23 protein-coding genes and 1 riboswitch are annotated in these 21,364 nt (G+C 42.5%); of the genes, 12 read left to right on the forward strand and 11 right to left on the reverse strand.

Features of this window, described 5'->3' with window-relative positions; genetic code table 11:
• The gene (locus tag ABTV07_RS15835) at positions 1-807 is read right to left on the reverse strand and encodes an alpha/beta hydrolase (protein WP_433743887.1); all 807 of its coding nucleotides are present in this window, start codon (positions 805-807) and stop codon (positions 1-3) included.
• A 151-nt stretch (positions 808-958) separates the two neighbouring features.
• On the opposite strand from ABTV07_RS15835, the gene ABTV07_RS15840 reads away from it, so the two are divergent.
• On the forward strand, positions 959-1,480 hold the full coding sequence (locus ABTV07_RS15840) for a gamma carbonic anhydrase (protein ID WP_433743890.1): 522 nt from the start codon (positions 959-961) through the stop codon (positions 1,478-1,480).
• A 77-nt stretch (positions 1,481-1,557) separates the two neighbouring features.
• Here the strand turns inward: ABTV07_RS15840 and asnB are convergent, their stop codons facing one another.
• Positions 1,558-3,459: an asparagine synthase (glutamine-hydrolyzing) gene (gene asnB, locus ABTV07_RS15845; protein ID WP_433743893.1), complete on the reverse strand. Its 1,902-nt coding sequence runs from the start codon at positions 3,457-3,459 to the stop codon at positions 1,558-1,560.
• A gap of 295 nt (positions 3,460-3,754) precedes the next feature.
• Positions 3,755-4,954 (reverse strand): methionine adenosyltransferase, encoded by a 1,200-nt coding sequence (gene metK / locus ABTV07_RS15850; RefSeq protein WP_433743896.1) that lies wholly within the window; start codon positions 4,952-4,954, stop codon positions 3,755-3,757.
• 254 nt (positions 4,955-5,208) lie between these two features.
• Positions 5,209-5,333, reverse strand: a riboswitch (SAM riboswitch).
• Between the two features lie 370 nt (positions 5,334-5,703).
• Here metK and pckA point away from each other — a divergent pair.
• Positions 5,704-7,290, forward strand: a complete 1,587-nt coding sequence (pckA, locus tag ABTV07_RS15855; protein WP_433743899.1) for a phosphoenolpyruvate carboxykinase (ATP) — start codon at positions 5,704-5,706, stop codon at positions 7,288-7,290.
• Positions 7,291-8,469: 1,179 nt separating this feature from the next.
• Here pckA and ABTV07_RS15860 read toward each other — a convergent pair.
• A complete protein-coding gene (locus ABTV07_RS15860; RefSeq protein WP_433743902.1) occupies positions 8,470-8,712 on the reverse strand; it encodes a DUF2584 domain-containing protein in 243 nt (80 codons plus the stop codon).
• A gap of 47 nt (positions 8,713-8,759) precedes the next feature.
• A complete protein-coding gene (locus ABTV07_RS15865) occupies positions 8,760-9,542 on the reverse strand; it encodes an alpha/beta hydrolase family protein (RefSeq protein ID WP_433751300.1) in 783 nt (260 codons plus the stop codon).
• Between the two features lie 137 nt (positions 9,543-9,679).
• Between ABTV07_RS15865 and ABTV07_RS15870 the strand changes: the two genes are divergently transcribed.
• From ABTV07_RS15870 to ABTV07_RS15880, 3 genes are read left to right on the forward strand one after another with little or no spacing between them, the layout of a single operon-like run.
• Entirely contained in the window at positions 9,680-10,684 is a 1,005-nt protein-coding gene (locus ABTV07_RS15870) for an ABC transporter substrate-binding protein (protein WP_433743905.1), read from the forward strand.
• 14 nt (positions 10,685-10,698) lie between these two features.
• Entirely contained in the window at positions 10,699-11,493 is a 795-nt protein-coding gene (locus ABTV07_RS15875; RefSeq protein ID WP_433743908.1) for an ABC transporter ATP-binding protein, read from the forward strand.
• Positions 11,456-12,271 (forward strand): ABC transporter permease, encoded by an 816-nt coding sequence (locus ABTV07_RS15880; protein WP_433743911.1) that lies wholly within the window; start codon positions 11,456-11,458, stop codon positions 12,269-12,271. Before ABTV07_RS15875 ends, ABTV07_RS15880 begins: the two co-directional genes overlap by 38 nt.
• Positions 12,272-12,316: 45 nt before the next feature.
• Here the strand turns inward: ABTV07_RS15880 and ytkD are convergent, their stop codons facing one another.
• Positions 12,317-12,802: an RNA deprotection pyrophosphohydrolase gene (ytkD, locus tag ABTV07_RS15885; RefSeq protein ID WP_433743913.1), complete on the reverse strand. Its 486-nt coding sequence runs from the start codon at positions 12,800-12,802 to the stop codon at positions 12,317-12,319.
• Positions 12,803-12,942: 140 nt separating this feature from the next.
• Between ytkD and ABTV07_RS15890 the strand changes: the two genes are divergently transcribed.
• Positions 12,943-13,827, forward strand: a complete 885-nt coding sequence (locus tag ABTV07_RS15890) for a DUF6612 family protein (RefSeq protein ID WP_433743916.1) — start codon at positions 12,943-12,945, stop codon at positions 13,825-13,827.
• A gap of 56 nt (positions 13,828-13,883) precedes the next feature.
• Here the strand turns inward: ABTV07_RS15890 and ABTV07_RS15895 are convergent, their stop codons facing one another.
• On the reverse strand, positions 13,884-14,222 hold the full coding sequence (locus tag ABTV07_RS15895; protein WP_433743919.1) for a hydrolase: 339 nt from the start codon (positions 14,220-14,222) through the stop codon (positions 13,884-13,886).
• A gap of 64 nt (positions 14,223-14,286) precedes the next feature.
• Positions 14,287-14,685 (reverse strand): phage holin family protein, encoded by a 399-nt coding sequence (locus ABTV07_RS15900; RefSeq protein WP_433743922.1) that lies wholly within the window; start codon positions 14,683-14,685, stop codon positions 14,287-14,289.
• A gap of 168 nt (positions 14,686-14,853) precedes the next feature.
• Between ABTV07_RS15900 and ABTV07_RS15905 the strand changes: the two genes are divergently transcribed.
• Entirely contained in the window at positions 14,854-15,105 is a 252-nt protein-coding gene (locus tag ABTV07_RS15905) for a DUF6154 family protein (RefSeq protein ID WP_433743925.1), read from the forward strand.
• Between the two features lie 88 nt (positions 15,106-15,193).
• Here the strand turns inward: ABTV07_RS15905 and ABTV07_RS15910 are convergent, their stop codons facing one another.
• The gene (locus tag ABTV07_RS15910) at positions 15,194-15,379 is read right to left on the reverse strand and encodes a hypothetical protein (RefSeq protein ID WP_433743927.1); all 186 of its coding nucleotides are present in this window, start codon (positions 15,377-15,379) and stop codon (positions 15,194-15,196) included.
• A gap of 139 nt (positions 15,380-15,518) precedes the next feature.
• Here ABTV07_RS15910 and ytzI point away from each other — a divergent pair, with 139 nt between their 5' ends.
• Entirely contained in the window at positions 15,519-15,749 is a 231-nt protein-coding gene (gene ytzI, locus ABTV07_RS15915) for a YtzI protein (protein WP_433743930.1), read from the forward strand.
• A gap of 32 nt (positions 15,750-15,781) precedes the next feature.
• Here the strand turns inward: ytzI and ABTV07_RS15920 are convergent, their stop codons facing one another.
• Positions 15,782-16,255: an S-ribosylhomocysteine lyase gene (locus ABTV07_RS15920; protein WP_114745232.1), complete on the reverse strand. Its 474-nt coding sequence runs from the start codon at positions 16,253-16,255 to the stop codon at positions 15,782-15,784.
• A gap of 142 nt (positions 16,256-16,397) precedes the next feature.
• Between ABTV07_RS15920 and yidD the strand changes: the two genes are divergently transcribed.
• From yidD to ABTV07_RS15940, 4 genes are all read left to right on the forward strand, one after another.
• Positions 16,398-16,643, forward strand: coding sequence for a membrane protein insertion efficiency factor YidD (gene yidD / locus ABTV07_RS15925; protein WP_433743933.1), 246 nt, complete (start codon positions 16,398-16,400; stop codon positions 16,641-16,643).
• Between the two features lie 119 nt (positions 16,644-16,762).
• Positions 16,763-17,692 (forward strand): metal ABC transporter solute-binding protein, Zn/Mn family, encoded by a 930-nt coding sequence (locus ABTV07_RS15930; RefSeq protein ID WP_433743936.1) that lies wholly within the window; start codon positions 16,763-16,765, stop codon positions 17,690-17,692.
• A gap of 127 nt (positions 17,693-17,819) precedes the next feature.
• Positions 17,820-19,175 carry a cytochrome ubiquinol oxidase subunit I gene (locus ABTV07_RS15935; RefSeq protein WP_433743939.1) on the forward strand — a complete coding sequence of 452 codons (1,356 nt, stop codon included), beginning with the start codon at positions 17,820-17,822 and terminating at the stop codon, positions 19,173-19,175.
• Between the two features lie 18 nt (positions 19,176-19,193).
• Positions 19,194-20,228 carry a cytochrome d ubiquinol oxidase subunit II gene (locus ABTV07_RS15940; RefSeq protein ID WP_433743942.1) on the forward strand — a complete coding sequence of 345 codons (1,035 nt, stop codon included), beginning with the start codon at positions 19,194-19,196 and terminating at the stop codon, positions 20,226-20,228.
• Between the two features lie 41 nt (positions 20,229-20,269).
• Here the strand turns inward: ABTV07_RS15940 and menC are convergent, their stop codons facing one another.
• On the reverse strand, positions 20,270-21,340 hold the full coding sequence (menC, locus tag ABTV07_RS15945; protein WP_433751303.1) for an o-succinylbenzoate synthase: 1,071 nt from the start codon (positions 21,338-21,340) through the stop codon (positions 20,270-20,272).
• Positions 21,341-21,364 lie beyond the last annotated feature (24 nt).

The raw sequence follows: 21,364 nt of genomic DNA on the forward strand, positions 1-21,364 counted from the left end.
TCATTCCACTACATAGCCCAAAGAGCGTAGACGATTATCGATGAAGCTTTTTGAGTAAGCAAAAACTTCTTCTCTCTCTGGTTCGTTATAGATTTCATGATAGCATTTGGTCCATTCCTTGAAATGCTTCTCGGACATAGGAACTTGATTGAACCAATCTTTCACGACAGTCTTATTGACTATTTTATCATCTCCTGCCTGCATAACCAAAAGGGGCAGGTCAGGAATTTTTGACATATTAGCGAACGCAAGCTTCATAGCGTGTACAAGCTCCCTGTACCACCTGACTGAAACCTTTGTGACATAAAGGGTATCGTTCACATCGATCTCCCTTACTTCCTCATTCCTGGTTGCCATATCAATGGTCAATCCGCTAGGGAATTTGACTGTAGGCATAATGGTATTCAATCCATAGGAAATCATACCGACAATCTTTGGCGGGTATTTGACAAGACCGAGACATGGTGATGAAAGGATCACACCTGCAAGGTTAAGTTTATGCTCCTGGATGGTCCTTATCGCAATCAAGCCGCCCATGCTGTGTCCAAGCAAAAATACAGGCAGATCGAACTGATAGGCTGCCTGGATCCAATCTTTGACCTCAATAATATAATCATCAAAGGAATCGATATGCCCTCGCTGGGATCTGGATGTCATTCCCTGGCCCGGCAAGTCCCCCATCACCACGTGATAGCCTGAAGAACGCCACATTTCAATCAGCCAGCCATAGCGCCCATGATGTTCCATCGCTCCGTGCACGATGACGATGACTGCTTTAGCGGAACCGTCTGCTTCCCATTTCCACATGTTACTTCCTCCTTTGTATCTTCTTATGATTATACTAAACCCGCGTAGATTATAAAAATTATATTCCCAATTGAAAAAAAATACACAAGATCTAAGTTTTTCGTTAAAATTTGGTTAACGTTAATATCCCATCAAGAGAGGAAGCTTACTCATGATTTATCCTTACAAAGACAAATCCCCCATTATTGCAGATACTGCCTACATTGCTGACTTTGCTACTGTAACCGGCGATGTACAGATAGGGGAATACTCAAGCATCTGGTTCAATACCGTCATTAGGGGTGATGTCGCCCCTACGATCATCGGCAATAAGGTCAATATCCAGGATAATTCCGTCCTTCATCAAAGCCCCGGGAATCCCTTGATTCTGGAGGATGAAGTGACGATCGGACATCAGGTCATATTGCACAGCTGCAAAATCCGTAAAAAGGCACTCATTGGCATGGGCTCAATCATCCTTGATAATGCTGAGATCGGGGAAGGGGCATTTATTGGAGCAGGGAGCCTCATTCCGCAAGGGAAAGTCATCCCGCCTAATACACTCGCATTTGGAAGACCCGCAAAGGTGATACGTGAACTGAATGAACATGATATCAGTGAAATGGAGCGGATTTCAAGGGAATATGCCGAGAAAGGACAATATTATAAGTCTCTTTCCATGGACAAAAAATAGGCAAAATAAAAGCACCCAGGAAGGATTTCATCCCAACCTGGGTGCAATTGCAGTAAAACTGCTTCCTTACTTCTTGATTAAGGTTGTACAGTTTCTGCTTTTTTTATTTTGAATTGGTTTTGAAAATCGTACTTGTTTTCCTTGAAGACAGCATGCCAGATCATGAAGACAAGGACTGTCCAGATTTTTCTGCTGTTATCCGCTTTTCCTTGGCAATGTTCTTCAAGCAGATTCAACACCACTTGTTTATTGATGATATGATCCGTTTCGCTGTCACGGATAATGTTCTTCGCCCACTCGTTCATTTCATCTTTCAGCCAATGGCGGATCGGTACAGGGAATCCAAGCTTCTTCCTTGTAAGGACATGGTCAGGGACAACGCCCTCTGCTGCTTTGCGAAGGATATATTTCGTCGTCCCATTCGCTGTTTTTAAGCTTGTCGGAATTTTTGAAGCGACATCGAACACATTTTTATCAAGGAATGGCACACGTAATTCCAGTGAGTTCGCCATCGTCATTTTGTCCGCTTTTAAGAGGATATCCCCTCTCATCCAAGTATGGATATCGATGTATTGCATTCTATCAACCGGGTCATAGCCGAATGTTTCTGAGTATAGAGGTTTTGTGATATTGGTATAATCCAGTCCTGTTCTATACTTCGGCAATAACTCGCGTTTTTCTTCTTCGGTGAACATTTTTGCATTTCCGATGTAGCGTTCTTCCATTGGGGTGACACCGCGTTCGATGAAGCTTTTTCCCCTCACGCCCTCAGGAAGGATTTTCGCCAATGAACGGAGCATCGCTTTACCCGCATCAGGAATCTTATTGAATACCTCAAGCGATTGAGGCTCGCGATAAATATTATAGCCCCCGAACAATTCATCCGCGCCTTCACCTGATAAAACGACCGTTACATGCTTCCTTGCCTCGCGGGCAACGAAATACAATGGTACGCAGGCAGGATCTGCCAAAGGATCGTCCATATGCCACATGATTTTAGGAAGCTCCTTCATGTATTCTTCCGGTGTGATCACATAGCTGATATTTTCAACACCAAGCTTGTCGGCTGTCTCTTTGGCAACATCGATTTCACTGAAGCCATTGCGTTCGAATCCGACGGAGAATGTTTTGATATTCGGATGGTATTCCTTTGCAATGGAAGCGATGATGGATGAATCAATCCCTCCGGAAAGGAAGGAGCCTACAGGCACATCGCTTCGCATATGCATATTAACCGAATCGAAAAGAACATCTTTAATCTCTTTGATAAATTCATTTTCAGGCTTTGATACCGGGTGGAAAGCAGCTTTCCAATAGCGCTTGATGTCCATTGGCTGACCGATTTTCTTCGTGAAATAATGGCCCGGCTCAAGCTTCAGGATCCCTTTGGTCATCGTTTTTGGTTCAGGGACATATTGATATGTCATATAATGCTGGACAGATTCGTAGTCTAGCACATCCTCGTCCATTGCTAAGAGGATGCTCTTCTTTTCTGAGCCAAAGAACGTACGGTTTCCATCTTCCTTATAGAAGAATGGCTTGATTCCGAAATGGTCCCTTGCACCAAACAACACCTGCTCTTCTTTGTCCCAAATGACAAAGGCAAACATGCCGCGCAGCTTTTCCACTGCCTTTTCTTTCATATGGCTGTATAGAGCAATGATGACCTCCGTATCAGATGAAGTCTGGAATGTAAGACCCTTGTTTAAAAGCTCTTCGCGAAGTTCCACGTAATTATAAATTTCACCATTAAAAATAATCCAATAGCGCTCATTTTCATAAGTAAGAGGCTGATGGCCAGCTTCTAAGTCAATGATGCTTAAGCGGCGGAATCCGAACTGAATATGTCCGTCCGCAAAGTAGCCGTCGTCATCCGGACCACGGTGGGTAATAATGTTATTCATATTTTTGAAAAGCTGCTGATCTTTTTCGCTTAGCTCGACAGCCTGATCATGTACACAACCAATAAATCCGCACATTATGTAGCACCTACTCCAATAAGGTTTTTTTATAACAAATTCCATCATACAAAACTGGATCATGTCCAGACAACCGTCAAAAGACACGTTATGCCTGAATTCATACTATCCTATAGTATCACTTTTTCCCTAAAAATGCAGTTTCAAATCCTCAAAATTCATACGGGAATTATTAGTACTTTCCACAGTTTGACGACATTCATGTATAAAAGATTTCAGACCTTCTATATATTCTGAAATACAAGAAAGGGAGCTGCATTATTAGCAGCTCCACTTTTTATTCACTGGGTTTCAATTAGCTTAATGCTTGAGTTTTCAATGCTTCCGCTTTATCTGTTCTTTCCCAAGGAAGATCAAGATCATTGCGTCCGAAGTGTCCGTATGCAGCAGTCTGCTTGTAGATAGGACGGCGAAGATCAAGCATCTTGATGATCCCGGCAGGTCGAAGATCAAAGTTATCACGGATTACATCAACCAATACATCTTCAGAAACTTTTCCTGTACCGAAAGTATCCACAGAGATGGATACTGGCTGTGCTACACCGATTGCGTACGCCAGCTGAACTTCCACTTTATCTGCCAATCCTGCAGCAACGATGTTTTTTGCAACGTAGCGTGCAGCGTAAGCAGCAGAACGGTCAACTTTAGTCGCATCTTTACCGGAGAATGCACCACCGCCGTGGCGTGCATATCCGCCGTAAGTATCAACGATGATTTTACGGCCAGTCAATCCAGCATCCCCTTGAGGGCCTCCGATTACGAAACGGCCTGTCGGGTTGATGAAGTATTTTGTTTCTTCATCGATCAATTCTTTTGGAACAACAGGATCGATGACGTATTCTTTCAAGTTGCGCTTGATTTGCTCAAGTGTCGCTTCAGGGTGGTGCTGAGTAGAAATTACGATCGTGTCGATGCGGACAGGCTTATCGTTTTCATCATATTCCACAGTTACTTGAGTTTTTCCATCCGGACGAAGGTAAGGAAGGATTTCTTCTTTACGAACTTCAGTCAAACGGCGGGATAATTTATGAGCCAAAGAGATTGGCAATGGCATTAATTCTTTCGTTTCGTTGCAGGCAAATCCGAACATAAGACCTTGGTCCCCTGCTCCGATTGCTTCGATTTCCTCATCGGTCATTTGGCCTTCACGAGCTTCCAATGCCTGGTCAACACCCATAGCGATGTCTGCAGACTGCTCATCAATGGAAGTCAATACCGCACAAGTTTCAGCATCGAAGCCATATTTTGCACGAGTATATCCGATATTTGCAATGGTTTCCCGAACGATTTTCGGAATATCCACATACGTACTTGTTGTAATTTCCCCTGCGACAAGGACAAGTCCAGTTGTCACTGAAGTTTCGCATGCTACACGAGCATTGGCATCTTTTGCAATGATTGCATCAAGAATGGAATCTGAAATTTGGTCGCAGATTTTATCCGGATGACCTTCAGTTACAGATTCAGATGTAAATAAACGGCGTTTTGTTGACATCAATGTTCCTCCTTATTAATTTGCAGAGCGAGGAGCCTTTTGCTTACCGCATCCGGCTGAAACGATCCTTTTTCTGCTTAAGTTCGTTTCACGGTACTCATTTCCCTTAGTAGTATGAAATAAACGCTGATACTTTATCAAGATCAGCATGTCATATCATGTAAGCTAAGACGCGATATATTTTTACACAAAAAGAAAAACCTTCCCTTTGTATAATGTGAGGAAAGGTTTTGATTGCATCATCGAGCCTTTCACCCTTATCGTTCAAGGTTGCACCTTGCGTCAGTTTAGCACCTTTTCTCAAAAAACAAAGCTGTTTTCAGTTGAGCAGGTTGCTGGGTTTCACAGGGTCTGTCCCTCCACCAGCTCAGGATAAGAGTATCCGTTCAAGGTAAAATCATAACGTACTGCATCATAAGCGTCAATAACTTTCGCAATATTTATTTAAGAATTTAATGGAAGAAAGAAGCTTGGAATATTTCAGACATTCCCTTAAAATAAGGATTGTCCTTTTCTAACATTTTTTTGATAGAAAGATAGTTTATCTTCGAGGTTTCTTCCTATATATATATCATTCTCCCAAGAAGACTGCTTATCTTTTACATATAATTCAAAAAATGTTACAAAACAAAAACAATCAAAAAAATTGGACACCAATAGTATAGATTAATGCGATAAATGTGTTATACTAATTCTCGAGAAAGAAAACGTTTACTTAAAATAATTCGATAAAGGAAGGTTAATACTGTATGAGTTCAGTAAGCATCTCAAATAAATTATTAGAACTTTTAAACGGTCATAACATTCAAATGCAGCTATCTGTTCCACAGCTCGTGGAAAAAGTCCTGAACCGTAAAGAAGGTGTACTGACTTCCTCTGGTGCAGTCCGGGCAGAAACAGGAAAATATACAGGGAGATCCCCTAAAGATAAGTTTATCGTCGATGAACCTTCCACACGCGATAAAATTGACTGGGGCAGCGTGAATACCCCGATTTCTTCAGAAGCATTCGATCGTTTATATAATAAAGTAATTGATCACTTGAAAGAAAAAGATGAAATTTTCGTCTTCAACGGCTTCGCAGGGGCTGATTCAAAATCCCGCATGCCAATCAGGGTGGTAAATGAATATGCATGGCACAACCTATTTGTACATCAGCTTTTCATCCGTCCCACTGAGGAAGAGGCTCGCAGCCACGAAGCAGAATTCTCTGTGATTTCGGCTCCTACCTTCCTTGCTGATCCGAAAGTGGATGGCACTAACTCAGAGACATTCATCATCGTATCATTCGAACGCCGTACAGTCTTGATCGGTGGTACAGAATATGCCGGAGAAATGAAAAAATCCATCTTCTCCGTGATGAACTATATGCTTCCTGAAAAAGACATCCTTCCAATGCACTGCTCTGCAAACGTTGGGCTGGAAGGCGACGTAGCACTTTTCTTCGGTCTTTCCGGAACAGGGAAAACTACTTTGTCTGCCGATCCGAACCGCCGCTTAATCGGTGATGATGAGCACGGCTGGTCTTCAAACGGAGTATTCAATATCGAAGGCGGATGCTATGCCAAGTGCATCAACCTTTCTGAAGAGAAGGAACCGCAGATCTTCAATGCTATCCGCTTCGGATCCGTCTTAGAAAACGTCATGCTTGATCCAAAATCAAGAGTGGCAGACTATGATGATACGACTCTTACAGAAAACACTCGTGCAGCCTATCCGCTGCAAGCCATCGATAATATCGTAGAGCCTAGCATTGCCGGTCATCCAAACACAATCATTTTCTTGACGGCAGATGCGTTCGGGGTGCTGCCTCCTATCAGCAGATTAACAAAAGAGCAGGCTATGTACCACTTCTTAAGCGGATATACATCCAAGCTTGCCGGCACAGAACGCGGAATCACATCTCCGCAAGCTACCTTCTCAACATGCTTTGGTTCGCCATTCCTTCCGCTTCCAGCAACAAAATATGCGGAAATGCTTGGCAAAAAAATCAGTGAGCATAACGTCCAGGTCTTCTTGGTGAATACTGGATGGACCGGCGGAGAGTACGGTGTTGGAAGCCGCATGAAACTAAGCTATACACGCGCAATGGTACAGGCAGCCCTTGAAGGTGAATTGACAAACGTAGAGACTGTCAAGGATGACATTTTCGGATTGTCCGTTCCAATCCACGTCCCAGGTGTTCCGGATGATGTCCTTCAACCGAACAAAACATGGTTAGACCAAGAAGCATATAAGAAAAAAGCACAAGAACTAAGCAGCAAATTCCAGGAAAACTTCAAAAAGTTCGCCAATGTCAAAACAGAGATTGCTGAATTGGGTGGACCGCTGAAATAAAGAGATAGAGAGCAGCCGTAATATTGGCTGCTCTCTTTTTAGTTGGGGGCTGCCTTCTTTCCTTGGCGCGGGGAGGGCACGGGGTCGGGGTCGGGGCGGGATTTCGATTTGCTCCCCACTTTTGGGGCTGACCGGCCCACTTCTCGGATTTATCTCCACACTTTCGGGGGGAACCGGCGCAGTTTTCAAGTTTATCTCGCAACTTTTGGAGGTAACCGGCTCATTTTTCGTTTTTTGGAATTACTGACCGCGATTTTGCGCGAATTTTTGCAAAGTCATATCAAATGGACCCCTTGATCTGCTGTTTCCGTCTATTGGGTGCTCCAAATGGGGGGTGTGCAAGCCTTCGCTGGATTTGCTCCGTACTTTTGGCGTTGACCGCCGCACTTTTCGGGTTAACCGCTCAACTTTTAGGCGCAACCGCCGCACTTTTCCGGTTAACCCCTCAACTTTTACACTTCACCGCTCAACTTTCCTTTTATTGGAATTAGGGTCCAGGATTTTGCATGCCCCCTGCCTGATTTGCTCCCCACTTTCGGCACTGACCGGCCCACTTTTCGGATTTATCTCCACACTTTCGGGGAGAACCGGCGCACTTTTCCGGTTTATCTCGCAACTTTTGGGGTTAACCAGCTCATTTTCCTTTTTTTGGAATTACTGACCGCGATTTTGCGCGAATTTTTGCCAAAAGCATATGAAATGGACCGTATCATCTGCCTATTCCGTCCATCTGGTGCTCCAAATGCGGGATTTGCTCCGTACTTTTGGCGTTGACCACCGCACTTTTCGGGTTAACCGCTCAACTTTTAGGCGCAACCGCCGCACTTTTCCGGTTAACCCCGCAACTTTTGCGCATCACCGCTCAACTTTCCTTTTATTGGAATTAGGGTCGATTTTGCATGCCTCCTTCCTGATTTGCTCCCCACTTTCCGCACTGACCGGCCCACTTCTACGATTTATCTCCACACTTTCGGGGGCGACTGGCTCAGTTTTCAAGTTTATCTCGCAACTTTTTGATCTAACCGACCCACTTTCCTTTTATCAGAACCACACTAATCCTGATCCCACATGAAAAAACACAAAAAAAAGACGCTCCCGCAGAAAACGCAGCAACATCTTCCCCCCGCACCAGCCTCTTAGATACTTCATCAGCCGGCACAGCTTTTCTTATGTACTCACTCAATTTGTAGTGTATAACGAAATGAGTTGATAAATGATCATCGTTTTATCATCTTGCATTTCAAGTTTTTGGATCACTGCAATCCCAGTGCTCTCGCCATCTTTCGTGCGCTTTACTTCAATCGGGATATCGAGGGGATAGATCCTGTATCCATCTTTTACCAAGGAAAACATGTTTTCCTCCAGCCTTTTTTCATTTCCTTTTGTTACGATCATCGTATTGAATTCTAATGGCATCCCCATAATGATTCATTCTCCTTTTCCAACAGATTTTGACTTTATGAAGAACGCTACTGGCTTTTCATCCATGAGGTCAATTTTTGCACCACTTGCCGATTGACACTTGGCGGAAAATAATGTGTATATTCATTAAAATACCATGTTTCATGGGATTTACCCAGCTTTTTTAATTGTTTTTCCAAACGTTTTGCATGCTCCCCAGATACATTCTGGTCCAATGCACCATGAATGATCAGTACCGGGGCCATAAGATGCTCAAGATCATGGATCGGCGTCCTCCAATCATAGCGTTCCGGGAATTTATTAGGGGTACCCCCTATCACCCTTTTCATCATCCTTCTCAAATCTTTTCTCTCACGATAAGTCAAATGCATATCTGAAACCCCGCCCCACGTTACAATGGATGAAGTTTCCGGCCTGTGGATCCCTGTCAACAGGGCCATGACACCTCCCCTGGAGAATCCAAAGACATGAATTCTATTATCTTTGAGACGCGGGTGATCTTTTAGCAAATCAAATGCGGAAAAGGCATCTTCCCGATCATCGCCTGCGAAGTCTTCATTTCCTTCCCCGCCTTCGTTTCCGCGATAATAGGGGGCGAACACAATGAACCCTTCTGCAGCAAATTGCGCAATCCTTGCCGGCCTCACCATGCCCACCCGCTTGATGCCTCCGCGAAGATAAAGGAATCCCTCGTGCCGCTCATCGTCATCTGGTTCTGCCATCAAGCCTTTTACCCTTAATCCTGAAGAAAAGTACTCAACCATATAGAGGCGTACCTTTGGATTAGGTGAAGGGAATTTCTGCTTGCTTATGAGTTTCAATGAATCCATCATTCTATGCCCTCATCCTTTCGAATTATTTTTTATAGGCATTCACACATTTTTGCTAGTTTCATACGATATCGTATCTTGCTTTATAGGCATGTATCATGATGTCTGGCATTGCCAGAACATAGGGGGATTTATTTATGAGGAAGAAAATCAAAATAGGCCTCACCATTTTGCTTTCAGCCATGTTGGTTTTCTCTATTGCAGGCTGCAGTGATAAAAAAGAATCACTTAAGAAAGTTCGGATTGCAGAAGTGACGCGCTCCATCTTCTATGCACCACAATATGTGGCCATCGAAAAAGGATTTTTTAAAGACGAGGGACTGGATGTAACATTGACCACGACCCCTGGTGGAGATAAAACGATGACGGCTCTTATTTCCAACGGTGCCGATGTTGCATTGGTTGGCTCTGAAACCAGTATCTACGTTTATGCCCAAGGGTCCAGTGATCCGGTCATCAACTTCGCACAGTTGACCCAGACAGACGGAACCTTCCTTGTTTCACGGGATAAAATCGAAAACTTCAACTGGGATATGCTTAAAGGGACCACTTTCCTTGGGCAAAGAAAAGGCGGAATGCCCCAAATGGTCGGGGAATTCGTTCTTAAAAACCATGGAATCGATCCACATAAGGACCTCAACTTGATTCAAAACATTGACTTTGCCAATGTCGCTAACGCGTTTGCTTCCGGAACAGGCGACTTCGTCCAATTATTCGAACCTACTGCTTCCATTTTTGAGAAAGAAGGAAAAGGGCATATTGTGGCTTCCTTTGGAAAAGAATCCGGCCATGTTCCTTACACGACTTTTATGGCTAAGCAAAGCTATATGAAGAAGAACAAAGATACAGTAGAAAAATTCACTCGCGCCATCTATAAGGCACAGCAATGGGTAGACAGCCACAGTGCAGCTGAAACGGCAAAAGTCATCGCACCATTCTTCGAAAATACCGACCTCGGATTGATTGAAACCGTAGTCGACCGCTATAAGTCCCAAGGGTCATATGCCACAGATCCGATATTGGATGAAGATGAATGGAATAACCTTCAGAACATCATGAATGAAGCAGGCGAGCTGCCAAAACAAATTGACCATAGCACTCTTGTCAATACGTCCATTGCAGAAAAAGTAATCAAAAAATAAGGGGGCATCCGAAAATGAGCTTCCTGAAAGCCGTCCAGATTCACCACAGTTATTTTACCCCAAAAACGGCGATTAAAGCGCTTGAGGATATCAGCTTTGAAGTGGAGGAAGGAGAATTCATCTCTTTCCTCGGCCCAAGCGGGTGTGGAAAAACAACCTTGCTCTCTATCATTTCAGGGCTGATACAGCCTACTTCCGGGAGCATATACCTTGAAAATGATCCATTGCAGAAAAAACGATTTTCAATCGGCTACATGCTTCAGCAGGATTATCTTTTTCCTTGGAAGACCATTGAAGAAAATATTTTGCTTGGCTTGAAGCTGATGAATCAATTGGACAATGAAACGAGAGCCGCAGCACTCGGGCTGTTAAATGAGATCGGACTTGAAGGTGTGGAGAAGCAGTTTCCGAGACATCTTTCAGGAGGGATGCGCCAAAGGGCCGCCCTGGCCAGGACGCTCGCTGTCGATCCTAAGCTTCTGCTTCTTGATGAACCCTTCTCTGCACTTGATTATCAAACAAAATTAAAGCTTGAGGACCTTGTATTCGAGACGTTAAAAATGTACAAAAAGACCGCGATCCTAGTTACCCACGATATAGGCGAAGCCATCTCCATGAGCGACCGTGTCTTTCTATTTTCAGCAAAGCCAGGACGTCTACATCAAGTTTTTACGATTCCGGAAGAATTGAGAAACCTTACTCCATTTCAAAGCAGAAGCCATCCTTTATATTCAGAACTGTTCCAGACTATTTGGAAGGAGTTGGAGAGCCTTGAAAGCGGCCCAAGACCAACAAGCACTCCTTCATGATGAATTCAAACAAAAATTGAAGACTGAACGAAAATGGGTGCGCTTCTATCAAGTATGCATCTTCATCCTGTTCTTTTTTCTATGGGAAACAGCAAGCCGTCATGAATGGATCGACCCGTTGATATTCAGTTCACCTTCAAAAGTATGGGATTTGCTGCTAATAAAAATCCAGGATGGGAGCCTGTTCAATCACCTGCTGTTCACGGTGACTGAAACCATATTTGGCTTTCTTCTGGGGACCCTTTTAGGGACTTTATTTGCAGCCATCCTTTGGTGGTCCCCTATTTTATCCAAAATCCTGGATCCTTATCTGGTCATTTTGAATGCCATGCCTAAAGTGGCTCTGGGTCCGATACTTATAGTCGCTTTGGGTCCTGGGCTCACATCCATCATTGCAATGGGAACCATCATTTCAGTCATCATCACCACAATTGTCATTTATACAGCATTTCGAGGAACTGATCCCAACTATATTAAGGTGATGCAGACATTTGAAGCCAATCGATGGCAAATTTTCCGCGATGCCGTCCTCCCCTCTTCATTTCCGAGCATTATTTCAACATTGAAAGTGAATGTCGGGCTTTCATGGGTAGGTGTCATTGTCGGGGAGTTCCTGGTTTCCTCCCGCGGATTGGGATACATGATCATTTATGGATTCCAGGTATTCAACTTCAGCCTTGTACTGCTGTCGCTATTGCTGATCGCGGTGTTTGCAACGATTATGTATCAGCTGGTTGCACTGCTGGAAAAGAAATTAATCAAAGATGATAGGGATTGAATATCCATTAGAAAATGCACCATCGCTGAATGGTGCATTTTCATTTTAATCCATTAAAACTCCCCTGCTCTTCAACACTTCCAAGGACAAAGGCAGCACCCTGTCTTTCATGTTGAAACTATATTGTTCAGTTTGTGAGTGATCCAGTATATTACCAGAAATCAGGACTGGCCCCTTTGTCTCCATATAATCATCCTTTTCATGAATCGTCTCGATTTCAGCGAAAAAGATGGCTTTGACAAATTGTTTATCGGATTCAGTGATTTCCACTTTGTATTCACCTACATATGTAAGGAAGCCGATTATTCCCCCTGTTTCTTCAAAGACTTCCCTTTTTGCCGCTTCTTCTATTGTTTCACCAGCCTCTTGCTTTCCGCCCGGGAATTCCAATCCCCGTTTCGGGTGATTCGTCAGCAGCCATTCCCCATTGAATCGGCTAATAACAAAAACGTGGCTTGCACTTTCATTAAAACAATCTCGTTCGAAACATAGTTTTACGGTATTTCCATTCAAATCTAGAAATTTTTCCATTATTTAGCTACCAATTTCCCTTTCTTAGTATGCTATCCTTATGTATGAACTGGGTATAAAGGATTAAATATCCTTTTTATGAAACATTTTTCCAATTCGTTCGTAAAGAGGTATGGATCAATAAAAAGGAGTTGTTCATTTTGAAAAAAATCACTTCGGCCATCGTGATGCTGGTGCTTGTATTTTCACTGGCAGCGTGTAACCAAACGGCCAAGCAAGTGGATTCCGGAAAAAAGGAATCCTCAGAAAAAGATTCTAAAAGTACTTTAACATTAGAACAAGTTTTTGAAAAATCATTAGATGCTTCAAAAGACGTAAAAAGTTTGTCGGCTGTAATGGATTTAAAGCAGCATATGGAAAGCAGCCAGCAATCCGCTCCAATTCAGACTGTTTCCCATATAGAAATGGAAATGGTTCAAAAACCGCTTTCCCTTCATCAGAAAATGAAAATGGAAATGGGAGATGCATCTGGTGACGCGGGCAATGATGCACTTCAAAATTATGAAACTGAGTCTTATTTAACAAAAGATGGATTTTTCATGTTCGATCCAACGCAGCAAAAATGGATGAAGATGCCGAAAGAATTCTCAGATCAGATCATGCAAATGTCTGATTATCAAACAAATCCGGGCGACGAATTGAAGAAGCTGAAACAGTATGCAGATGATTTTTCATTTGAACAGGATGATAAACACTTCATTTTAAAATTGAAGGCTTCCGGCGATAAATTCGACCAATTATTAAAGGATTCCATGAATCAAATGATGCCTGAACAATTGAAGGAAAATGAAGGAATGCTTAAAAATATCAAGTTCAATGGAGCTGAGTACGAAATTCTCATCAATAAAGAAACATTCTTGACAGATGCATTGAACATGACAACAGATATCGAAATGAAAGTTGATGATACTCAATCCCTCCAGATGAAACAAGAGATGAAAGGGACCTACTCAGATTACAACAAAAATTTGAACATCACAGTGCCGCAGGATATCCTGGATAATGCACAGGAAGTCAACTTTTAAAATTTTAAAAAGCATAAAAAGCGGACGCTTACTGTAGCAGCGTCCGCTTCTTTGTTTTATTTCTCATCCTTTGTAGGATCAGCTTCTAATATCCCCATGGATTCTATGTGAGTGCGTGCCTCATCATCGCCAAGATCATGAATCATTTGGTAGATCTGCTGAAGGTTTCGATCATAGGCATCATTTTCACGATCATAGTGGTATTGAATATATGGGACATGGGATCTAAGAAATCCTTGCCATCCCGTTGAATAATTGGAATCAAAGATCTCCCTCAACTGTGTGATTTCTTCGTCCGTTGCTTCAATTTTAAAATTCCATGGAGAATCAGTGGCACTGGATGAAATCTCGCCACTCCCCACTTCGATGTAATAGGTCTTCTTTTCATCACTCATCAGTTCTTCCACCTTCCGCGGGTTATACCTTTCGTTTCCCACAAAATTAGTGAATTTATACTGACTACTCCTTTTTATTGTTTTTCTTCTTCAGCAATTCAAGTTTGTCTTTAATGAAGTCCGGCAGCGGCAATCCTGCCCTCCCCGCATTCTCCAGGATGGAAATGATTTCATTGCAGAGATAGAAGAGGATGGTCGCATCACGGAGGAGGTCATTTGTTTTCAGGATCAAATCAAGGAAATGTGCTGCAGCTACTATGCTAAAAATGATTATTTTTTTAAGGATGCCTTTAAAACCAGCCGAACTGGAAAGTCTTCCTTCAATTGCTGAAGCAACAAGTCCTGTTAAATAATCAATAGCAATCGCGCATAAAAGAGTCAATATCAATGGATTCCAAGCCCCTAAAAACGTAGATGTGAACACTCCCCCGGTCAATGCCAGAATGGGTAATATGATTTTCAATGCAAACAACCGCCTTCTCCTGCTTCAAAAGATTAATTTATTCCTAACAGGGTATATATAATATATAAAAACTAATAATTACTTCTTACATAGTATGATGGAAGAACAAAATGGTTTGATAATTTGTCCCATAAATATATACCTAATTTACAGAAAGGAAGTTTGAAAATGAGGTTAGTTGATGAACTATTTGCAATGTATAGAGATCGGCTTTCTGGCGACGAAGAAGATTTGGATACCATTACATTTACTGTTCTTGAACATTTTGACCGCGAAGAGCTGATGTCGATTGTCAAGGATATGAGAAACGATGAATTAGAATACTTTATCCGTCAATATTTATTGGAGACGCTAAAGGAAAAATTCGCGCGCAAAGAAGGCAAAAGCATAGATCCCAACTACATCAGGCATCTTCATTAAATTTCACTGATAATTTTCTTCTCAAAAAAAAATCCGCAGGCGTTCAGGAAATCCTGAATGTCTGCGGGAATTATTTTATAGGCAGTTCTCAAGCCTTTACATCCACAGCGATCCCTTTATACGGATGTGGTGATGAAGCGGCTGGCGGCGCCATTTTCTGGAGCATGACTACAGCTTGGGCTGTTTCAGTCGCCATTTGGCTTTTCAGCAAATTCAAATTAAGTGTATGCCTTAATTCCGATACTTGGGCACCCATCATGGAAGACAAAGTCATTGTATCCCCTCCTTCTTTCAATAGTATCAAATTTTATTTGAAAAAGGTGGAATTTGTTGAAAATGATAGAAATTGCTGTAGCAATTCCGAATGGGCATGATAAACTTATAGCCAGAGAAATGACAGGAGGCAATTTAAAATGAATGGATTAGTCATAACCATGATTGTCATTGCAGTTATCATCGTTCTCATCGTGCTTCTTCTGGCTGTAGTGACCACATCAAAAGCCTATAAATATCAGCATACAGTAGACCCCATCACCGAAAAGCCAGCGGGAAAAAGCGACGAAAACAGCATAGCGGACTTGGATGAAGAAGAAATAGTAGAAAAAGAACATATCCAGGATGAAGAAAGAAAAGATCCGTCCTAAAAATGGACGGATCTTTTTTGTGTCTTTGAATATTAAGCAAATACTTGCTTCAAGTCTTCTTTGCTTTGGTCCAGCCAGAAACGCATCAAGCGTTTAGCACCTTCAAGGTCATGAAGCTTCGCTTGGCCGCACTGCTTTTCATTTGCAGCAGGAATTTCAGTGATTTCAACCGCTTCTTTCATTGTAGACTCCATTAAGTCAATGATATCCTCTACAGAAGGCTCACCGCTTACAACTAAATAGTAGCCTGTTTGGCAGCCCATTGGAGAGATATCGATAATATCGAAATGATCATATTGATCTGCATATTTACGGATGTTGAATGCCAATAAATGTTCGAGTGTATGAATGGCATCCGGTTTCATTGCCTGCTTATTCGGTTGGCAGAATCGGATATCAAATTTATTTACAACTCCATCTGTTCCAACTTTATGGACACCGCAATGACGGACGTAAGGTGCTTTGACAGCATTATGGTCTAATTCAAAACTTTCTACTGAAGGCATTAATTCCACTCCCTTATTTCATTTTCATTCGAATACATTATAACACATCTTTAATTCCTAGTATATTTATATGAATTATCGAATTTTAACGTTCATACTTTCCATGGTATACTAAAGGCTAGTGAAGGAGAGAAATTCGCTTATGAAATTTCTGTTTTTGAAACTCATTCGATTTTATCAAAAATTTATATCACCCATTAAACCGCCTTCATGCAGATTCCATCCAACGTGCTCGCATTATGGCCTTGAAGCCGTTCAGCGATTTGGAGCACTAAAAGGCGGATGGCTCACAATTAAGAGAATCGGCAAGTGCCACCCATTCCATCCAGGTGGATTTGACGATGTCCCCAATAAATGGCCAGGTTTCTTTAAAAGCAAGAAAGATTAAACTCTTGCTTTTTTATTTTGCATTATGTAAGATAAACTTTGTTAAATCGGAATGATTCTTATTCTACAACTTATAAATCGAAATGATTACGTTTTAAATGGAAAGGAGAAACACATATAGTGCGTATTATATACTCTTTTATCGCAGTTCTATTGGTTGTCGCCTTAGCAGCCTGCGGCAATCCCGGAGCAGAACATAAAGGCAGCAATGATAAGTTGAATATCTATACAACTGTTTACCCTATAGAGGAATTCACTAAAAAAATCGGCGGAAAGTATGTATCCGTTCATACCATCTATCCACCGGGCTCCGATGAGCATACATTCGAACCCTCTCAAAAAGACATGATGGATCTTGCAGATTCAGACATGCTATTTTACGTAGGATTGGGGTTGGAAGGTTTCGTCAATAAGTCAGAACAGACTCTAAAAGACGAGAATGTAAAACTGATTCCTCTTGGAAGCAAAATTAAAATAGACAAATCAGCGGCACATGCAGATGACGATGGACATCACCACGGTGATATCAACCCTCATATCTGGCTCGACCCGGTATATGCAAAAGAGATTGCAAAACAAATTGAGATTTCTTTAGCTAAAGAAATGCCGTCCCATAAAGATGAATTCCAAAAAAATTACGATAACCTCGCATCAGACCTGGATGAACTGAATCAAAAATTCAAAGAGATGGCAGATCATGCCCCTCAAAAAAGATTCATTGTTTCTCATGCAGCCTACAGTTATTGGGAAACAAGATATGGTTTGAAGCAAATATCGGTTGCAGGGATTTCCACCTCTGATGAACCGTCTCAAAAAGAATTGAAAAACATTGTAGATTTGGCAAAGAAAGAAAATATCCACTATATCCTATTTGAACAGAACGTGCCCTCCAAATTAACGGATGTAGTAAAGGATGAGGTTGGTGCCAAAGCACTGACACTGCATAATCTGGCAGTCTTAAATCAACAAAATATCAAAAAACATGACGACTACTTCAGTTTGATGAATCAAAACATCGAAACACTGAAAACAGCCCTTAACAGCAAATAACTAGCTTATCAGCAGTGCGGATATTAAAACCGCACTGCTTTTTTTGTGCCTCATTAAAAACAATGAATAGTTGCAGGAAATATGTGGACAATAAGGAAAAACTGATATTTAAAAAGGAGTAAGCAAAATGGACGACTTGACTTTGGCCAGATCCTTATTCGGCACAACCATGGCCTTTCATATTATTTTTGCAACATTGGGTGTAGCAATTCCTATGATGGTCCTCGTGGCTGAAATACTCTATCAGCGGACCAACAACAGGGAATATGTCATCATGGGAAAAAGATGGACGCGGGCTTTCGCTGTTCTTTTAGGGATTGGAATTCCAACCGGTACAATCGCAGGGGTGCAGCTTTCCCTCTTATGGCCGGGCTTCATGGAAGTCATCGGGCGTGTCATGGCACTGCCTTTCCAAATAGAAATGTATGCCTTCTTCGTTGAAGCCCTGTTCATGTCCATCTATGTCTATGCCGCAAACCGCATAGCCCCTTGGATGCGGATTGCAAGCCTTATCCTCGTGGCAATTGGAGGATTGGCATCCGCTGTATTGATCACGAATGTCCATGCATTTGAAGGGACGCCTGCCGGTTTTAGGATCAGCGGGGGTAAAATTGTGGACGTCGACCCTTGGAAAGCATTTTTCAATCCAAGCTTTTTAGTAACGGCGGGACATGTCGCTCTTTCAGCATATGTGACCGGGGCATTTACGATTGCATGTGTCTCCGCTTTTAAAATGCTGAAGAATGAGTATGGATCAAAAGTTTATAAATTCCACCAGCGGGCTTTGGTCCTATGTTTATTTACGGGAGGAATCTTTGCTCTTTTGACGGCTTTGAACGGACATGAATCCGCTCAGAAGCTGCATGAATACCAGCCGGAAAAACTGGCAGCAGCAGAAGGTCTTTTTGAAACACAGACGCATGCCCCTTTAGCAATCGGAGGGTTCACTGACCGTAAGACGGAAGAAGTGAAATTTGCCATTGAAGTGCCGTGGGCTTTAAGTTTCCTTGCGGGGAACAGCTTTGATACCGAAGTGAAAGGGTTGAATGACTTCCCGGAGGAATTCTGGCCGCCATTGTTTGTCCATACTTTATTTAACGTCATGGTCGGGATCGGAAGCCTTTTGATTTTGATTGGTTTGGCAGCCTTTATCTGGACCAGGATATTGAAGAAAGATCGATTCCCTAAGTGGAGCTTATGGCTATTTGTTTTGTCTGGGCCATTAGCCATCCTCGGAATCGAGTCGGGATGGATTTTTGCGTGCACTGGCAGACAGCCTTGGACCATTTATCACATTTTGACCACTGCTGATTCTGTTACCTCATCTGGCAACATAGGGATCTTGTTTATCCTATTCACAGGCATGTATGTTTTCCTTAGTGTTGTAGTCGTACTTGTACTGCTGTACTACTTTAAAAAGAACCCGGCCATCAAGGACTTGGAAAAGGACGATTCATCTAATGATGTATCGATCTATACGTAAAATACAGGGGGGATTATGATGGGGAGTGCATTAATTGCGATAACCATCCTTTGGGGATTCGTGTTTATCTATGCCGTCATGGCCACCATGGACTTCGGCGCCGGATTCTGGTCGATGATTTATTATAACCGGGATAAAACAAAAGCCACCAATATTGCAAACCGGTACTTGTCACCTACTTGGGAAGTGACGAATGTTTTCATCGTAGCCATTGTCGTGGCAATCTACAGCCTTTTCCCCGGTGCAGCTTATACACTTGGGACAGTCCTTCTCATTCCAGGAAGCATGATCCTTCTTCTTTTAACCATTCGAAGCGCATTTTTAGTCTTTTCCCATGTCGCGGATCACTATCGAAAAATGCTGACTTATATTTCGGGGATTTCAGGGATCCTCATACCAGCATTATTGATCAGCGTCCTTCCTGTATCCCATGGGGGGTTCGTTGATTTCTCGAATGGGAAGCATGCTTTATTGATCAAGGATTTATTTACTAGCCCAAATGAATATGCATTTATTGCATTCGCCATCTGCAGCACCCTATTTCTATCATCCTTGCTTTTGGCCGATTATTCAAAGGCTGCAAAGGAATGGGATGCGTACAGAGTGTATAGGAAAGATTCAATGATTCTTGGCCCCATTACGCTTTTGTCGGCATTTTTCATCATGTGGACATTAAAGTCAGAAGCACCTTGGCTATATGAAAAAATGATGGACCATCTGCCTCTATTGCTTGTTTCTTTATTATTTTTCATCATTGGCGGCTTGGCGATCTACCTTCCAAGAGATAAAAACGGAATAAAAGGATATCCTCGGCTGGCTGTCATCGCGGTTACGATTCAATACATGGTCGCAAGCTATGTATATGGACATGCACACCTTCCTTATTTCATTTACCCTGATCTGGACATTCAATCCGGCTTTACGGATCCAAGCTCATTTCGGGCAGTCTTTACGATTTATATCGTAGGATTCTTGATTCTGTTCCCTGGATTCGTCTACTTCTGGAGCTTGTTCATGAATGATAAGCGTTACTTAAGACAAAAGTCTGAATAGAGTCGATTCAAACAGAAAAGCAGGGATTCCCTCCCTGCTTTTCACCATTTTATTTCCTCTTTGTGAATGGTCACTTCTTTTAGGCGTCTTTCATTTATTTCAAATCCTATCCCGCTTTTCATCGGCGCCTGGATCCGTCCGTTTTTCACTTCAATTTGTGGTTCAATGATATCCTCTTCCCAAAAACGGCTGGATGATGAAAGGTCTCCAGGTATCGTAAAGCCTTCAAGAGTGGATAGGGCGATATTATGGGCCCGGGAAATGCCAAATTCAATCATTCCCCCGCACCATACATCAATACCATTTGCGAGACAGAGGTCATGGATACTTTTGGCTGATTGTATGCCTCCCACTCTTCCGATCTTAATATTGATGACCTGACAGCTTCCGAGTTTGATGGCACTTTCTGCATCATGATAGGTTGATATGCTTTCATCCAAACAGATCGGAGTTTGAATCTGCTTTTGGAGGATTGAATGGTCCACAAGATCATCCACGGCCAGAGGCTGTTCGATCATCATGAGTCCGAATGGATCCAATGCCTTTATTGCATCGACTTCTTCCAAGGAATAGGCAGAGTTGGCATCGGCCATCAGCGGCAGATCAGGAAACCTTTCTTTTATCTGCTTGATGATGGAAAGATCTTTTCCAGGAGAAATTTTGATTTTCACCCGCTCATATCCTTCGTTCAGATATTCCTCAATTTGCTGTTCTGCCTCTTCCACAGAATCGGCAGCAACCACTACCCCAGCTTTTACTTCCCGTCTCACCCCGCCGATCCATTTCCAAAGCGGCTCACCATTCTCTTTTGCTTCAAGGTCCCAAAGAGCTGTTTCTATTCCGGCTTTGGCCATGTGGTTCCCCCTGATTTTTTCAAATACAGAGGATAACCTTTCAGGGGTCGATGCTTTTTCCTTTTTCATAAGAGGGATTATGACATCCTTCAGCATATGGAGGGATGTTTGAACAGTCTCTTCTGTATACCAGGGAGTAGAGAAAGCAACAGTCTCCCCATACCCTTTCACTCCATTCTCGCTGATGGCTTCCACAATGATTCCTTTGCGATTGGTGACCACTTCAAGATGAGTATAAAATGGACTTTTTAATGGCATTTCAATTACATAAAGATTGATCTG

It is taken from the genome of Falsibacillus pallidus (genome assembly GCF_050990905.1).
GTDB classification, from domain to species: Bacteria; Bacillota; Bacilli; order Bacillales; family DSM-25281; genus Falsibacillus; species Falsibacillus pallidus_A.

Excerpts from the sequence above, each read along its gene's own strand:
- ytzI (WP_433743930.1), top strand. The coding sequence starts at position 15,519 with ATGAATGGATTAGTCATAACCATGATTGTCATTGCAGTTATCATCGTT.
- metK (WP_433743896.1), bottom strand. The coding sequence starts at position 4,954 with ATGTCAACAAAACGCCGTTTATTTACATCTGAATCTGTAACTGAAGGT.
- ABTV07_RS15870 (WP_433743905.1), top strand. The coding sequence starts at position 9,680 with ATGAGGAAGAAAATCAAAATAGGCCTCACCATTTTGCTTTCAGCCATG.
- ABTV07_RS15895 (WP_433743919.1), bottom strand. The coding sequence starts at position 14,222 with ATGAGTGATGAAAAGAAGACCTATTACATCGAAGTGGGGAGTGGCGAG.
- ABTV07_RS15940 (WP_433743942.1), top strand. The coding sequence starts at position 19,194 with ATGGGGAGTGCATTAATTGCGATAACCATCCTTTGGGGATTCGTGTTT.
- ABTV07_RS15865 (WP_433751300.1), bottom strand. The coding sequence starts at position 9,542 with ATGGATTCATTGAAACTCATAAGCAAGCAGAAATTCCCTTCACCTAAT.
- asnB (WP_433743893.1), bottom strand. The coding sequence starts at position 3,459 with ATGTGCGGATTTATTGGTTGTGTACATGATCAGGCTGTCGAGCTAAGC.
- ABTV07_RS15920 (WP_114745232.1), bottom strand. The coding sequence starts at position 16,255 with ATGCCTTCAGTAGAAAGTTTTGAATTAGACCATAATGCTGTCAAAGCA.
- pckA (WP_433743899.1), top strand. The coding sequence starts at position 5,704 with ATGAGTTCAGTAAGCATCTCAAATAAATTATTAGAACTTTTAAACGGT.
- ABTV07_RS15905 (WP_433743925.1), top strand. The coding sequence starts at position 14,854 with ATGAGGTTAGTTGATGAACTATTTGCAATGTATAGAGATCGGCTTTCT.
- ytkD (WP_433743913.1), bottom strand. The coding sequence starts at position 12,802 with ATGGAAAAATTTCTAGATTTGAATGGAAATACCGTAAAACTATGTTTC.
- yidD (WP_433743933.1), top strand. The coding sequence starts at position 16,398 with ATGAAATTTCTGTTTTTGAAACTCATTCGATTTTATCAAAAATTTATA.
- ABTV07_RS15860 (WP_433743902.1), bottom strand. The coding sequence starts at position 8,712 with ATGGGGATGCCATTAGAATTCAATACGATGATCGTAACAAAAGGAAAT.
- ABTV07_RS15935 (WP_433743939.1), top strand. The coding sequence starts at position 17,820 with ATGGACGACTTGACTTTGGCCAGATCCTTATTCGGCACAACCATGGCC.
- menC (WP_433751303.1), bottom strand. The coding sequence starts at position 21,340 with ATGCCATTAAAAAGTCCATTTTATACTCATCTTGAAGTGGTCACCAAT.
- ABTV07_RS15910 (WP_433743927.1), bottom strand. The coding sequence starts at position 15,379 with ATGACTTTGTCTTCCATGATGGGTGCCCAAGTATCGGAATTAAGGCAT.
- ABTV07_RS15835 (WP_433743887.1), bottom strand. The coding sequence starts at position 807 with ATGTGGAAATGGGAAGCAGACGGTTCCGCTAAAGCAGTCATCGTCATC.
- ABTV07_RS15840 (WP_433743890.1), top strand. The coding sequence starts at position 959 with ATGATTTATCCTTACAAAGACAAATCCCCCATTATTGCAGATACTGCC.
- ABTV07_RS15875 (WP_433743908.1), top strand. The coding sequence starts at position 10,699 with ATGAGCTTCCTGAAAGCCGTCCAGATTCACCACAGTTATTTTACCCCA.